This is a genomic window from Streptomyces sp. NPDC104381, from assembly GCF_055583745.1.
Genome location: NZ_JBVJNK010000001.1, coordinates 331,560 through 346,033 on the forward strand (window position 1 = coordinate 331,560; position 14,474 = coordinate 346,033).

15 protein-coding genes are annotated in these 14,474 nt (G+C 72.0%); 12 read left to right on the plus strand and 3 right to left on the minus strand.

Annotated elements, in window-relative coordinates; translation table 11 throughout:
- Positions 1-83: 83 nt before the first annotated feature.
- Both ACZ607_RS01355 and ACZ607_RS01360 read right to left on the minus strand, forming a co-directional pair.
- Positions 84-902: a DUF3097 domain-containing protein gene (locus tag ACZ607_RS01355; protein WP_099172511.1), complete on the minus strand. Its 819-nt coding sequence runs from the start codon at positions 900-902 to the stop codon at positions 84-86.
- A 42-nt stretch (positions 903-944) separates the two neighbouring features.
- The gene (locus ACZ607_RS01360) at positions 945-1,667 is read right to left on the minus strand and encodes an MBL fold metallo-hydrolase (protein WP_469730564.1); all 723 of its coding nucleotides are present in this window, start codon (positions 1,665-1,667) and stop codon (positions 945-947) included.
- Positions 1,668-1,832: 165 nt separating this feature from the next.
- On the opposite strand from ACZ607_RS01360, the gene hrcA reads away from it, so the two are divergent.
- From hrcA to ACZ607_RS01395, 7 genes are all read left to right on the plus strand, one after another.
- A complete protein-coding gene (hrcA, locus tag ACZ607_RS01365) occupies positions 1,833-2,849 on the plus strand; it encodes a heat-inducible transcriptional repressor HrcA (protein ID WP_362549380.1) in 1,017 nt (338 codons plus the stop codon).
- Positions 2,850-3,989 (plus strand): molecular chaperone DnaJ, encoded by a 1,140-nt coding sequence (gene dnaJ / locus ACZ607_RS01370; RefSeq protein WP_469730567.1) that lies wholly within the window; start codon positions 2,850-2,852, stop codon positions 3,987-3,989.
- Positions 3,990-4,125: 136 nt separating this feature from the next.
- Positions 4,126-5,199, plus strand: a complete 1,074-nt coding sequence (locus tag ACZ607_RS01375) for a nitronate monooxygenase (RefSeq protein ID WP_469730569.1) — start codon at positions 4,126-4,128, stop codon at positions 5,197-5,199.
- The gene (locus ACZ607_RS01380) at positions 5,196-5,942 is read left to right on the plus strand and encodes a 16S rRNA (uracil(1498)-N(3))-methyltransferase (RefSeq protein WP_469730571.1); all 747 of its coding nucleotides are present in this window, start codon (positions 5,196-5,198) and stop codon (positions 5,940-5,942) included. Before ACZ607_RS01375 ends, ACZ607_RS01380 begins: the two co-directional genes overlap by 4 nt.
- Positions 5,943-6,026: 84 nt before the next feature.
- Positions 6,027-6,386 (plus strand): histidine triad nucleotide-binding protein, encoded by a 360-nt coding sequence (locus ACZ607_RS01385; RefSeq protein ID WP_469730573.1) that lies wholly within the window; start codon positions 6,027-6,029, stop codon positions 6,384-6,386.
- Positions 6,387-6,401: 15 nt separating this feature from the next.
- Complete coding sequence (locus ACZ607_RS01390; RefSeq protein ID WP_469730574.1) at positions 6,402-7,310, plus strand: ribonuclease Z; 909 nt, start codon at positions 6,402-6,404, stop codon at positions 7,308-7,310.
- Between the two features lie 10 nt (positions 7,311-7,320).
- Positions 7,321-8,313 (plus strand): adenosine deaminase, encoded by a 993-nt coding sequence (locus ACZ607_RS01395; protein ID WP_469730576.1) that lies wholly within the window; start codon positions 7,321-7,323, stop codon positions 8,311-8,313.
- Here the strand turns inward: ACZ607_RS01395 and ACZ607_RS01400 are convergent.
- Positions 8,277-9,635 carry an MFS transporter gene (locus ACZ607_RS01400; RefSeq protein ID WP_469730578.1) on the minus strand — a complete coding sequence of 453 codons (1,359 nt, stop codon included), beginning with the start codon at positions 9,633-9,635 and terminating at the stop codon, positions 8,277-8,279. The two genes, ACZ607_RS01395 and ACZ607_RS01400, sit on opposite strands and share 37 nt — an antisense overlap.
- A 404-nt stretch (positions 9,636-10,039) precedes the next feature.
- Between ACZ607_RS01400 and ACZ607_RS01405 the strand changes: the two genes are divergently transcribed.
- The 5 genes from ACZ607_RS01405 (at position 10,040) to ACZ607_RS01425 (ending at position 14,460) form a co-directional block, all read left to right on the plus strand.
- Positions 10,040-11,137, plus strand: a complete 1,098-nt coding sequence (locus tag ACZ607_RS01405) for a carbohydrate kinase family protein (protein ID WP_469730580.1) — start codon at positions 10,040-10,042, stop codon at positions 11,135-11,137.
- Between the two features lie 160 nt (positions 11,138-11,297).
- Positions 11,298-12,320 (plus strand): PhoH family protein, encoded by a 1,023-nt coding sequence (locus tag ACZ607_RS01410; RefSeq protein WP_469730582.1) that lies wholly within the window; start codon positions 11,298-11,300, stop codon positions 12,318-12,320.
- A 12-nt stretch (positions 12,321-12,332) separates the two neighbouring features.
- Positions 12,333-12,830 carry an rRNA maturation RNase YbeY gene (gene ybeY, locus ACZ607_RS01415; RefSeq protein ID WP_099172499.1) on the plus strand — a complete coding sequence of 166 codons (498 nt, stop codon included), beginning with the start codon at positions 12,333-12,335 and terminating at the stop codon, positions 12,828-12,830.
- Entirely contained in the window at positions 12,827-14,110 is a 1,284-nt protein-coding gene (locus ACZ607_RS01420; protein WP_469730584.1) for a hemolysin family protein, read from the plus strand. The genes ybeY and ACZ607_RS01420 overlap by 4 nt, the downstream gene beginning before the upstream one ends.
- The gene (locus ACZ607_RS01425) at positions 14,107-14,460 is read left to right on the plus strand and encodes an MmcQ/YjbR family DNA-binding protein (RefSeq protein ID WP_469730586.1); all 354 of its coding nucleotides are present in this window, start codon (positions 14,107-14,109) and stop codon (positions 14,458-14,460) included. The genes ACZ607_RS01420 and ACZ607_RS01425 overlap by 4 nt, the downstream gene beginning before the upstream one ends.
- Positions 14,461-14,474 lie beyond the last annotated feature (14 nt).

Genomic DNA, 14,474 nt, shown 5'->3' on the forward strand with positions numbered 1-14,474 from the left:
CATCCCTCAATAACGGATGGTGCCGGTGCGCCGCAGGCGTTCAGGGGGATCGGTACCGGATCCTCCTCAACCGCCGGGGGACATCAGGCGGGAAGAGTGACGAAGTCGATCAATTCCTCTACCCGGCCCAGGAGTTGCGGCTCCAGGTCCTTGTACGAGCCGACCTTGGACAGGATGTGCTGCCAGGCGGCGCCGGTGTTCTCCGGCCAGCCGAGCGCCCGGCACACCCCCGTCTTCCAGTCCTGGCCGCGCGGCACCACCGGCCACCCCGGGATGCCTACGGAGGACGGCTTCACGGCCTCCCACACGTCGATGTACGGGTGCCCCACCACCAGCACGTGCGCGTCGGTGACCTGGGCGGCGATCCGGGACTCCTTGGAACCGGGCACCAGGTGGTCGACCAGGACACCGAGCCGGGCGTCCGGGCCGGGCGCGAACTCCCGCACGATCGCCGGGAGGTCGTCGACGCCCTCCAGGTACTCCACCACCACGCCCTCGATGCGCAGGTCGTCGCCCCAGACCCGCTCGACGAGCTCGGCGTCGTGCCGGCCCTCCACATAGATCCGCCCCGCCCGCGCGACCCGGGCCCGCGCCCCGGGGACCGCCACCGAGCCGGAGGCCGTGCGCGAGGGCCGGGCGGGGCCGCCGGCCGACGGGCGCACCAGCGTGACCACCCTGCCCTCCAGCAGGAAGCCGCGCGGCTCCATCGGGAACACCCGGTGCTTGCCGAAGCGGTCCTCCAGCGTGACCGTGGGCCCCTGGGCCGTCTTCTCGCACCGGATCACCGCCCCGCAGAAACCGGTGACGGCCTCCTCGACGACCAGATCGGGCTCGGCGGGCACCTCGGGGGCGGGGGCGGACTTCTTCCACGGCGGGGTCAGATCCGGCTGGTAGCTGCGCATGGCACGACGATAAACGGCGCCCCCGCCACGGGGGCGCCCCCTTCACGACACGCCGTGCCGGGCGGCCAGCCGATCGCGCTGCGCCCGTACGAAGGCGGCGTCCACCACCGCCCCGTGCCCCGGCACGTAGAGCGCGTCCTCGCCGCCGAGCTCCAGCAGCCGGTCCAGCGCCGCAGGCCAGTGCGAGGGGACCGCGTCCGGGCCCGCCTGCGGTTCGCCGGACTCCTCGACGAGGTCGCCGCAGAGCACCACGACGGGGGAGCCCGGCACCAGCACCGCGAGGTCGTGGCCGCTGTGGCCGGGCCCCACGTTGGCCAGCAGCACCTGGAGGCCGCCGCCGAGATCGAGCGTCCACTCGCCGCTGACCTGGTGCCGCGGGGCCACCAGGGCGTCCGTGGAGGCCGTGGCGTCCGCCTCGCTCATCCCGTGCCGCAGCGCGTCGGCGCGCAGCTCCGCGGCGCCCTGCCCCAGGAGCTCCGCCGTGCCCACCGCCCCGTAGACCTCCGCCCCGGAGAAGGCGGCGGTGCCCAGCACATGGTCGAAGTGCGGGTGGCTCAGTGCGATATGCGTCACCCTCCGGCCCAGCAGCGCCTCCGCCTGGGTGCGCAGCTCGACGCCCTCCCGCAGCGTCGCACCGGTGTCGTAGAGGAGCACACCGTCCGTCCCGGCGACCAGCGCGGCGGTCGCGTCCCAGACGGGAAGGCGTCGCCGCCCCGTACCGTTGCCCAACCGCTCCCAGCCGAACTCTTCCCAAGAGGCGTCCATACGACGACGCTATCGGCAACGACCTGCGAGGTCCCACGACGGCATGGCCGGTCGCCCTTGCCCCGGGCCCACCCCGCCCCCGTACACTGACCGGGGGGATTGCTGGCACTCGAACGCACAGAGTGCCAGGCAGACGCCGAAGAACCACAGCTGGAGGTGTGCGCGGTGCTCAGCGAACGCAGACTCGAAGTGCTGCGCGCCATCGTCCAGGACTATGTCGGCACCGAGGAGCCCGTCGGCTCCAAGGCGCTCACGGAGCGGCACAGCCTCGGGGTCTCCCCGGCGACCGTGCGCAACGACATGGCGGTGCTGGAGGACGAGGGCTTCATCGCCCAGCCGCACACGAGTGCGGGGCGCATTCCGACGGACAAGGGCTACCGTCTCTTCGTCGACAAGCTGGCGGGCGTCAAGCCCCTGTCGTCGCCGGAGCGCCGGGCCATCCAGAATTTCCTCGACGGCGCGGTCGACCTCGACGACGTCGTGGGCCGCACGGTCCGGCTGCTCGCGCAGCTGACCAGGCAGGTCGCCGTCGTGCAGTACCCCTCGCTGACCCGATCGACGGTCCGGCACGTGGAGCTGCTGTCGCTGGCTCCGGCCCGGCTGATGCTCGTCCTGATCACGGACACGGGCCGCGTGGAGCAGCGTATGATCGACTGTCCCGCACCGTTCGGTGACACGTCCCTCGCGGATCTCCGGGCCCGGCTCAACAGCCGGGTCGTCGGACGACGCTTCGCGGACGTCCCGCGGCTGGTGCAGGACCTGCCGGAGTCCTTCGAGACCGAGGACCGGGGAACCGTGTCGACGGTCCTCTCCGTCCTCCTGGAGACTCTGGTCGAAGAGACGGAGGAGCGGCTGATCATCGGCGGCACCTCCAACCTCACCCGCTTCGGGCACGACTTCCCTGTGATGATCCGGCCGGTGCTGGAGGCATTGGAGGAGCAGGTCGTGCTGCTGAAGCTGCTCGGTGAGGCGACGGACTCAGGCATGACCGTACGGATCGGGCACGAGAACGCCCACGAGGGCCTCAACTCCACGTCCGTCGTCGCGGTCGGCTACGGTTCGGGCGACGAGGCAGTCGCCAAACTCGGCGTGGTCGGACCGACCCGCATGGACTACCCCGGAACGATGGGAGCGGTACGCGCAGTGGCACGTTACGTCGGACAGATCCTGGCGGAGTCGTAAGTGGCCACGGACTACTACGCCGTACTCGGCGTGCGCCGCGACGCATCTCAGGACGAGATCAAGAAGGCATTCCGTCGGCTCGCCCGCGAGCTGCACCCGGATGTCAACCCGGATCCGAAGACCCAGGAGCGGTTCAAGGAGATCAACGCCGCCTACGAGGTGTTGTCGGACCCGCAGAAGAAGCAGGTCTACGACCTCGGCGGCGACCCGCTGTCCCAGTCGGGCGGCGGCGGTGGCGCGGGAGGCTTCGGAGCCGGCGGCTTCGGCAACTTCAGCGACATCATGGACGCGTTCTTCGGGACGGCGTCGCAGCGCGGACCCCGATCGCGCACCCGGCGCGGCCAGGACGCGATGATCCGGCTGGAGATCGACCTCGCCGAGGCGGCCTTCGGCACGACCAAGGACATCCAGGTCGACACGGCGGTCGTCTGCACGACCTGCAGTGGCGAGGGCGCCGCACCCGGCACCTCCGCGCAGACCTGTGACATGTGCCGCGGCCGCGGTGAGGTCTCCCAGGTCACCCGGTCCTTCCTCGGCCAGGTCATGACCTCGCGGCCCTGCCCGCAGTGCCAGGGCTTCGGTACGGTCGTGCCGACCCCGTGCCCCGAGTGCGCCGGTGACGGCCGCATCCGCTCGCGGCGCACCCTCACCGTGAAGATCCCCGCCGGTGTCGACAACGGCACCCGGATCCAGCTCGCGGGCGAGGGCGAGGTCGGCCCCGGCGGCGGCCCCGCCGGAGACCTGTACGTCGAGATCCACGAGCTCCCGCACGCCGTGTTCCAGCGGCGCGGCGACGATCTGCACTGCACGGTCACCATCCCGATGACGGCCGCGGCGCTCGGCACCCAGGTGCCGCTGGAGACGCTCGACGGCCTGGAGGAGATCGACATCAGGCCGGGCACCCAGTCGGGCCAGTCGGTCCCGCTGCACGGGCGCGGCATCACGCACCTGCGCGGCGGCGGCCGCGGCGACCTGATCGTGCACGTCGAGGTCACCACCCCGACGAAGCTGGACCCCGAGCAGGAGCGCCTCCTGCGGGAGCTGTCCAAGCTGCGCGGCGAGGAGCGGCCCACGGGGCAGTTCCAGCCGGGACAGCAGGGGCTCTTCTCCCGTCTGAAGGACGCCTTCAACGGCCGCTGAAACCCCGGCCGCCGCACCCTGTCACCGCACCGACCGCCGGTTCCGTACCGGCGGGCGGTGCCGTGTGCGCGGGGGCCCGTCCGCCGTGCGAAAGGGCTGATTCGGCACGATCCCCGGGACGTGGCACGATGCGGTCATGTCCTTGGCGCTGACCGGTCTCTGCCGCTACCCGATCGTGCAGGCCCCGATGGCGGGCGGTGCCTCCCGGCCGGAGCTGGCCGCCGCCGTCACGGAGGCCGGAGGGCTCGGCTTCCTCGCCGCCGGCTACAAGACGGCCGACGGGATGTACAACGAGATCGAGCAGCTGCGGAGGCTGACCGGCGGCCCCTTCGGCGTCAACCTCTTCATGCCGCAGCCGCAGGTCGCCGACCCCGGCGCCGTCGAGATCTACCGCCACCAGCTCGCCGGTGAGGCCACCTGGTACGAGACCCCGCTCGGCGACCCCGACTCCAGCGGGGACGACGGCTACGAGGCGAAGGTCGCGATCCTGCTGGAGGACCCGGTCCCCCTGGTCTCCTTCACCTTCGGCTGCCCCACCCGCGAGGTGCTCGCCGCGTTCGCCGCGGCCGGCACCGCCACCGTCGTCACGGTCACCTCGCCCCAGGAGGCGCGGAACGCCCGGTGGGCGGGCGCCGACGCGCTCTGCGTCCAGGGCACCGAGGCGGGCGGCCACCAGTCCACGCACCGCGACGACCCGCAGGGCGGCCTCGCCGCCACCGGGCTGCTGCCGCTGATCACCGAGGTCCGCGAGTCCGTCCAGCTGCCGGTCATCGCCGCCGGCGGGCTGATGCGCGGCTCCCAGATCACCGCCGTCCTGGCCGCCGGGGCCGACGCCGCCCAGCTCGGTACGGCGTTCCTGCCGTGCCCGGAGTCCGGGGCGCACCCGCTGCACAAACAGGCCCTGACCAACCCGCTGTTCGTGACCACGGCCCTGACCCGCGCCTTCTCCGGCCGCCCCGCGCGAGGCCTGGTCAACCGCTTCGTACGGGAGCACGGCCCGTACGCCCCCGCCGCCTACCCGCAGGTGCACCAGCTGACCAGCGGGCTGCGCAGGGCCGCGGCCAAGGCCGGGGACGCCCAGGGCATGGCCCTGTGGGCGGGTCAGGGACACCGGATGGCGCGCGAGCTGCCCGCCGGGGAGCTGGTGGGCCTGCTCGCCGCCGAAATGGAGGCCGCGCGTGCGGCCGTGAGTGTGAGGAGTGCCCAGTGACGGCACCGGTCTTCGTCGTCGAACAGCTGCCCGGCGGCCCGGAGTTCGTCCTGGACGGCCCCGAGGGGCGGCACGCCGTGTCGGTGAAGCGGCTGAACCCGGGGGAGGACGTCGTTCTGACCGACGGGCGCGGCCGCTGGGCGGAGGGCGTCGTACGGGCCGCCGAGGGCAAGGACCGGCTCGTCGTCGGCGGCCTGGACCCGGTGCGCGAGGAGCCCGCGCCCGCCCCGCACATCACCGTCGTCCAGGCGCTGCCCAAGGGCGACCGCGGGGAGCTCGCCGTGGAGACGATGACCGAGACGGGCGTCGACGCGATCGTGCCCTGGCAGGCCGCGCGCTGCATCACCCAGTGGAAGGGCGAGCGCGGCCTCAAGTCCCTCGCCAAGTGGCGCGGCACCGCGCGTGAGGCGGGGAAGCAGTCGCGCCGGGTGCGGTTCCCCGAGGTGGCCGACGCCATGACGACCAAGCAGGTCGCCGCCCTGCTGGCCGGGGCCGACTTCGCTGGCGTCCTGCACGAGGACCGGGACACCGCCGGCGAGCCGCTCGCCACCGCCGAACTCCCCACGCACGGCACGATCGTGCTGGTCGTGGGCCCGGAGGGCGGGGTCTCGCCGCAGGAGCTGGCCGCCTTCGCCGAGGCGGGGGCGCCCCCGTACCGGCTCGGCCCCAGTGTGCTGCGCACCTCGACCGCGGGGACGGCCGCGGCGGCCCTGCTGATGGGACGCACCGGGCGCTGGAGCTGACAGCCGCCCGTCCTCACCGGCCCGGCCGGATAGCATGCCGGTGTACTGATCACGAGGACCACGAACGACCGAGGAGGCCGGGCCATGGCGGGAGAGCCGCAGACCGACTGCCTGTTCTGCAAGATCGTTACCGGGGACATCCCGGCGACCATCGTCCGCGAGAGCGCGACGACCGTCGCCTTCCGCGACATAAACCCGCAGGCCCCCACCCACGTCCTGGTCATCCCCAAGGCGCACTACCCGGACGCCGCCTCCCTCGCGGCGGGCGACCCGCAGGCCGCGGCCGACGTGCTGCGTGAGGCGGGCCTGGTCGCCGCCGACGAGAAGCTCACGGAGACCGGCTACCGCATCGTGCTCAACACCGGTGCGGGTGCCGGGCAGACCGTCTTCCACGCGCACGCCCACGTCCTGGGCGGACGCGGCATGCAGTGGCCCCCCGGCTAGGCAGGCCCGTCACCCGTGTCCGTACGCGAACTCGTGATCCTCGGCACCGCCAGCCAGGTGCCGACCCGTCACCGCAACCACAACGGCTACCTGCTGCGCTGGGACGGGGAGGGCATCCTCTTCGACCCGGGCGAGGGGACCCAGCGTCAGATGCTGCGGGCGGGCGTCGCCGCTCATGACATCGACCGGATCTGCGTCACGCACTTCCACGGCGACCACTCGCTCGGTCTGGCCGGGGTGATCCAGCGGATCAACCTCGACCAGGTCCCGCACCCCGTGACCGTCCACTACCCGGCGAGCGGGCAGCGCTTCTTCGACCGGCTCCGGTACGCGACCGCCTACCGCGAGTCCGTCGAGCTGACCGAGGCCCCGGTCGCCGCCGACGGCGTCCTGGCCACCACCGGCGCGTACACCCTGGACAGCCACCGGCTCTCGCACCCGGTCGAGTCCTACGGCTACCGCCTCACCGAGCCCGACCGGCTGCGCATGCTGCCCGCGAAGCTGGCCGAGCACGGCATCGGCGGCCCCGACGTCGGACGGATCCAGCGCGAGGGCGCCCTGCGCGGCGTCCCGCTGGAAGAGGTCTCCGAGACCCGCCGCGGCCAGCGCTTCGCGTTCGTCATGGACACCCGTCTCTGCGACGGCGCGTTCGCGCTCGCCGAGGGATGCGACATGCTGGTCATCGAGTCGACGTTCCTCGACGAGGACGGAGGGCTCGCCGCCGACCACGGTCACCTCACCGCGGGACAGGCGGCCCGGGTGGCGAAGGAGTCGGGCGTACGGCACCTCGTGCTGACGCACTTCTCCCAGCGCTACTCGGACCCCGACGCCTTCGAGCGCCAGGCCAGGGCAGCCGGCTACGAAGGTGAACTGACCATCGCCCAGGACCTGATCAGGGTCCCGGTACCCACCCGCCACACGTAACGAGAACCCCGTGCACCTCCCCAAAGCCGAACTCCACCTCCACATCGAGGGGACCCTCGAACCCGAGCTGGCCTTCGCCCTCGCCGCACGCAACGGCGTGGACCTCCCCTACGCGGACACCGAAGAGCTGCGCAAGGCGTACCTCTTCGAGGACCTCCAGAGCTTCCTCGACCTCTACTACGCCCTGATGGCGGTCCTGCGCACCGAGGAGGACTTCGCCGAACTGGCCGACGCCTACCTCGCCCGCGCCGCCGCCCAGGGCGTCCGCCACGCGGAGATCTTCTTCGACCCGCAGGCGCACACCGACCGCGGCGTCCCGATCGGCACCGTCATCGAGGGGCTCGGCAGGGCGCTGGACCGCAGCGAGGAGACGCACGGCATCTCCACCCAGCTGATCATGTGCTTCCTGCGCGACAAGTCCGCGGAGTCGGCGCTGGAGACCCTGGAGGCGTCGAAGCCGTACCTCAGCCGCATCAGCGGCATCGGGCTCGACTCGGCCGAGGTCGGCCACCCGCCCGCGAAGTTCCGCGAGGTGTACGCGGCCGCCACCGCCCTCGGACTGCGCAAGGTCGCCCACGCCGGTGAGGAGGGCCCGCCCGAGTACATCCGGGAGGCCCTCGACATCCTCGGCGTCGAACGCATCGATCACGGGCTGCGCTGCATGGAGGACGCGGAGCTGGTGGGCCGGCTGGTCTCCGAGCGGATCCCGCTGACGCTCTGCCCGCTCTCCAACGTGCGGCTGCGCGCCATCGACGTACTGGAGCAGCACCCGCTGCGGGCCATGATGGACGCGGGCCTGCTCTGCACGGTGAACTCCGACGACCCCGCCTACTTCGGCGGTTACGTCGGAGACACCTTCCACGCCGTGCACGAGGCGCTCGGCCTGGACCGCGAGCAGCTGCGCACCCTGGCCCGCAACTCCTTCGAGGCGGCCTTCCTCGACCACGACGAGGAGCGCAGGGCGCGCTATCTGTCCGAGGTCGAGGCGTACGCGTTCGACTGACCGGACCCGTCGGCCGGTCCCGCCATACGGAACGCGCTCCGCACCAGGCGCCTGCGCCGGAGCGCGGGCACGCTGATCTCCGCGACCGCCTGCTCCGGCGCGCCCAGCTTGGGCACCGCGCCGGACAGGCTGTTGGTGGTGGCGGCCAGCAGCGCGGCGGGCGCGCCACCCCTGCGCCGTACGGAACCGGGAACCAGCGGCCGGCCGCCGGTGTGCAGGGCCACCGCGGTGACGGGGGCCGCGACCAGGAGCGTGGCGGCCCCCAGGATCAGGCCCATCACCGCGTAGCCGGCCTGCTCGGAGAGCACGCTGCCGAGGAGGGGGCCGCAGGCCGTGCCGACGGATGCCGCCGAGCCCGCGAGGACCGCCCAGCGGCCGCGCACGTCCAGCGAGGCGGCGAGCCCGATCAGATACGACAGGACCACCGGGTAGAAGGTGTTCCAGGCGATCTCACCGGTCGCGAACGACTCCAGGTCGTCGGCCGAGGAGCTCAGCACGATGCTCCCCGCGATGATCATCGTGCCGAGGCCGATCGGCGCCGCCCGTCCGAGCCGGGCACCCAGCACGCCCGCGCCCATCACGCCCAGCAGTCCCGCTCCCAGCGCGGCGGCGAACACCGCGCCGACGGTCACCTCGGAGAGGCCGACCTGCTCGGCACCGATGCGGCTGCTCACCCCCCACAGGGCGTTCTGTGCCATGGACCAGACGAGCATCCCGCCGGCCAGCACCAGGCCCGACCGCCGGTGCGGCAGCCGGCCCTGCACCGGTGACGTCCCGCCGGCCGGCACGGAGCCGCCCAGCCGGGCGGTCGCGGGCCAGGCGAGCAGGGCGACCAGCGCGATGGAGGCGAACGGCAGCCGGTGACCGCCGCCCAGGTGAGGGATGGTCAGGTAGAGGGCGCCCGCCGTCGCCGAGACGCTGAGCAGCCCGAGCGACGAGGTCCGGTGCGGGTCGCGCTGCGCGGCGATGCCGGACGCCGCCACGGCGGTCGCCGTGCCGGAGCCGAAGCCGCCGACCACGACGCCGGCGACGATCAGCGGCATCGAGGTGGTGAGCGCCGCGCAGCCGTAGCCGAGGGCGGCGAGCAGCAGCCCCACGCGCGCCGGTCTCCGCGATCCGAGTCTCTCGACGCGTCCTGCCAGCGCGAAGCCGGCCGAGGCCGAGCTGACCAGCAGGGCACTGCCGACCAGGCCCGCCTGGGCGGAGGTCAGGCCCAGATAGGTGCTGAGGCGGCCGACGATGGTGGGGAGCAGATAGGCGGCGAGGTAACCGGCGGTGAACACGGCGACCAGGGGCCACGCGGCGCGAGGGCGCGAGGACATGGGCGTTCCTGAAGACATGCCAGAGGAGGCAGAAGAAGGCAGGGGAGGGTGAGGCAGAGGTGACGCGGGGAGGGTGGAGCGGGGTAAGGCAGGGGAGGGTGGAGCGGGGGCAAGGCAGCGGAGGGTGGAGCGAGAAACGCGGGAGAAGCGGCACTCGTCGTCAACCGTCCGGATCGGTGCTCGCGGGCCAATTTGTATCAAGCGCGCCCAGCCGACGGAAAGTCGGCTCGATGTGATCCGGGTCACACTGAGGTTTATGCATCGTGGAGCCGGGTAGCTGCGCATGTTTATGCAGGTGGGAGCGGATCCGCGTGGTGCGGCGCGGGCCCTCCGGAAGGGGCGCCGGATCCGGCACACTGGCCGCAACCCGCACTGTTCAGATCTGCCACGGCCGGGAGCGCACGGTGAGTACAGCTGATCCAGGCATCGACCCGCTGCTCGGGCTGCGTGCCCCGCAGGACCCGGCCTGCGACGTCTTCCTGACCGGCACGGTCTTCCTCGACATCATCTTCACCGGCCTGGACAGCGCACCGGTGCGCGGGACGGAGTCCTGGGCCCGGGGGATGGGCTCCAGCCCCGGAGGCGTCGCCAACATGGCCACCGCCCTCGCCCGGCTCGGCCTGCACACCTCGCTGGCCGCCGCGTTCGGCGACGACCACTACGGCGAGTACTGCTGGGACGCCCTCGAACAGGGCGAGGGCATCGACCTGTCCATGTCGCGCACGGTCCCCGGCTGGCACTCACCCGTCACCGTCTCCATGGCGTACGAGGGCGAGCGCACGATGGTCTCGCACGGCCACGACGCCCCCGACGGCTCCGTGCCCCCCGGCCGCGCCTTCCCGGACTGCCCGCCGCGCGCCCGCGCCGCCGTCGCCTCGCTGACCCCGGGCCGCAGCGAGCCCTGGGTGGCCGGGGCCGCCCGTAACGGCGCGATGGTCTTCGCCGACGTCGGCTGGGACGAGACCGGCCGCTGGGACCTGGACGCCCTGCCCGACCTCGGGCACTGCCTGGCCTTCCTGCCCAACGCCGAGGAGGCCATGCGCTACACCCGTACCGACTGCCCGCGCGCCGCCGCCCACGCCCTGGCCGAGCGGGTGCCCCTCGCCGTGGTGACCCTGGGGGCGGAGGGCGCGTACGCGGTGGACGGGGAGACCGGGACGGCCGCCGAGGTGCCCGCCATCGCGGTGGAGGCCCTGGACCCCACCGGTGCCGGGGACGTCTTCGTCGCCGGGTTCGTCACCGGGACCCTGGCCGGCTGGCCGCTCGCCGACCGCCTCGCCTTCGCCGGCCTGACGGCCGCCCTGTCCGTGCAGGAGTTCGGCGGATCGCTGTCCGCACCGGGATGGGCGGAGATCGCCGGCTGGTGGCAGCAGGTACGCACCGCCGCCGGCCAGGACCCGGCGGCACTGGAGCGCTACGCCTTCCTGGAGGAGCTGCTGCCGGCCACGAGCAGGGCGTGGCCGCTGCGCCGGGCCGTACCGACCATCGGCTTCCGGCAGTGACGGGCCGATGAACTCCGGGTGCCGATGATCCAGGATGCGGACGATCACCGGGTAAAACCGCTCGGTGTTGTCGGTGGGGAGTCGTACGCTGGTAGTCCAGAGGCGGTCGAGCAGCGACTGCCCTGCAACGGGAGGTATGCGCAGGCCCGAGGGCCGGCCCATGACTCAGTCACCCACACAGCCGCAGGCGCGTGCCCAGATCCGCATTCCGGCCGCACATCCCATGGTGATGGTCCTGGGGTCGGGCGATTCGCTGCTGCGCGTGATCGAAACGGCGTTCCCGGCCGTCGACATCCATGTCCGGGGCAACGAGATAAGCGCGACTGGCAGCGCGGCGGACGTCGCCCTGATCCAGCGCCTGTTCGACGAGATGGTGCTGGTGCTCCGCACCGGACTGCCGATGACGGAGGACGCTGTGGAACGCTCGATCGCCATGCTCAGGGCGAGCGGGAACGGCGACGGTGAAGGCGCCGAGACCCCTGCCGAGGTGCTCACCCAGAACATCCTCTCCAGCCGCGGCCGCACGATCCGCCCCAAGACCCTGAACCAGAAGCGGTACGTCGACGCGATCGACAAGCACACGATCGTCTTCGGAATCGGCCCCGCGGGTACGGGCAAGACCTACCTCGCCATGGCGAAGGCGGTCCAGGCCCTGCAGTCCAAGCAGGTCAGCCGGATCATCCTCACCAGGCCCGCCGTCGAGGCGGGGGAGCGGCTGGGCTTCCTGCCCGGCACGCTCTTCGACAAGATCGACCCGTATCTGCGCCCGCTCTACGACGCGCTGCACGACATGCTCGACCCCGACTCGATCCCCCGGCTCATGGCCGCGGGCACGATCGAGGTCGCGCCGCTGGCGTACATGCGCGGACGCACCCTGAACGACGCGTTCATCATCCTCGACGAGGCGCAGAACACCAGCGCCGAGCAGATGAAGATGTTCCTCACCCGTCTCGGCTTCGACTCGAAGATCGTCGTCACCGGTGACGTCACCCAGGTGGACCTGCCGACCGGCACCAAGAGCGGTCTGCGCCAGGTCCAGGAGATCCTGGAGGACGTCCCGGACGTGCACTTCTCCCGGCTCACCTCCCAGGATGTCGTCCGGCACAAGCTCGTCGGCCGTATCGTCGACGCGTACGAGAAGTACGACAACGCAGAGGGCCGCACCGGCCGCAACGGGAAGTAGTCGCAGCGCACCATGTCGATCGACGTCAACAACGAGTCCGGAACCGAGGTCGACGAGCAGGCGATCCTCGACATCGCCCGCTACGCCCTCGCCCGGATGCGGATCCACCCGCTGTCCGAACTCTCGGTGATCGTGGTGGACACCGCCGCCATGGAGCAGCTCCACATCCAGTGGATGGACCTCCCCGGCCCGACGGACGTCATGTCCTTCCCGATGGACGAGCTCCGTCCGCCGGCCAAGGACGAGGAGGAGCCCCCGCAGGGGCTCCTCGGCGACATCGTGCTCTGCCCCGAAGTCGCGAAGAAGCAGGGCGAGGACGCCGAGACGCAGCACTCGATGGACGAGGAGCTCCAGCTCCTCACCGTCCACGGAGTGCTGCACCTCCTCGGGTACGACCACGAGGAGCCGGACGAGAAGGCCGAGATGTTCGGCCTCCAGGCGGCGATCGTCGACGGCTGGCGCGGTGAGCGCGGCCTGACCGGGCCGTCCCCCGCCCCCACCGTCTCGTGAGCGTCCCCCTCATCTCCGGCGCCGTCCTGCTGATCGTCGTCGGCTGGCTCGCCGCCTGCGCCGAGGCAGGCATCGCGCGCACGTCCAGCTTCCGGGCGGCGGAGGCCGTCCGCGCGGGGCGGCGCGGCAGCGCCAAGCTGGAGCAGGTCGCCGCCGACCCCACCCGCTATCTCAACGTGGCCCTCCTGGTGCGGGTCGCCTGCGAGATGTCGGCCGGGGTCCTCGTCACGTACGCCTGCCTCAAGGAGTTCCCGGAGACCTGGCAGGCGCTGGCCGTCGCCATGGGCGTCATGGTCCTCGTCAGCTATGTCGCCATCGGCGTCTCGCCGCGCACCATCGGCCGCCAGCACCCGCTGAACACGGCCACGGCCGCGGCGTACGTCCTGCTGCCGCTGGCCAGGATCATGGGCCCGATTCCGCAGCTGCTGATCCTCATCGGCAACGCGCTGACCCCCGGCAAGGGGTTCCGCAAGGGCCCGTTCGCCAGCGAGGCGGAGCTGCGCGCGATGGTCGACCTCGCCGAGCAGGAGTCGCTGATCGAGGACGAGGAGCGCCGCATGGTGCACTCCGTCTTCGAGCTCGGCGACACCCTCGTGCGCGAGGTCATGGTGCCCCGCACCGACCTGGTCTGCATCGAGCGCTACAAGACGGTCCGTCAGGCGCTGACCCTCGCGCTGCGCTCCGGCTTCTCGCGAATCCCGGTCACCGGGGAGAACGAGGACGACATCGTCGGGATCGTCTACCTCAAGGACCTGGTCCGCAAGACGCACATCAACCGGGACGCGGAGGCGGACCTCGTCTCCACGGCGATGCGCCCCGCCGCGTTCGTCCCCGACACGAAGAACGCCGGTGACCTGCTGCGCGAGATGCAGCAGGACCGCAGCCACGTCGCCGTCGTCATCGACGAGTACGGCGGCACGGCCGGCATCGTCACCATCGAGGACATCCTGGAGGAGATCGTCGGTGAGATCACCGACGAGTACGACCGCGAACTCCCGCCCGTCCAGGAGCTGGAGAACGGCTGCTTCCGGGTGACCGCCCGGCTCGACATCGGCGACCTCGGGGAGCTGTTCGGCCTCGACGCGTACGACGACGAGGACGTGGAGACGGTCGGCGGTCTGCTGGCCAAGGCGCTCGGCCGGGTCCCGATCTCCGGGGCCTCCTCGATCGTCGACCTCCCCGACGGCCGCAAGCTCCGCCTCACCGCGGAGTCCCCGGCGGGCCGCAGGAACAAGATCGTCACCGTGCTGGTGGAACCGGAGGGAACGGAGCCGTCATGACCCCCCAGGAACTGCGTGCGTTCTGCCTGGAGTTCAACGCGAGCGCGGAGGAGTTCCCCTTCGGGCCCGACGCATCGGTCTTCAAGGTCCTGGGAAAGATGTTCGCGCTCAGCGCGCTCGACGGGCGGCCCCTGAAGGTCAGCCTCAAGTGCGATCCGGACGAGGCCCTGCGGCTCCGGAAGGAGCATCCGGCCGTCGTCCCCGGCTGGCACCTGAACAAGCGGCACTGGAACACCGTGACGGTCTCCGAGCTCCCGGACCGGATGGTCCGGGAGCTCGTGGAGGACAGCTACGACCTGGTGGTGGCCGGACTCCCCAAGGCGGAACGCCTCCGCCTGGACCGTCCGTAGGGCCTGTGCCGAGG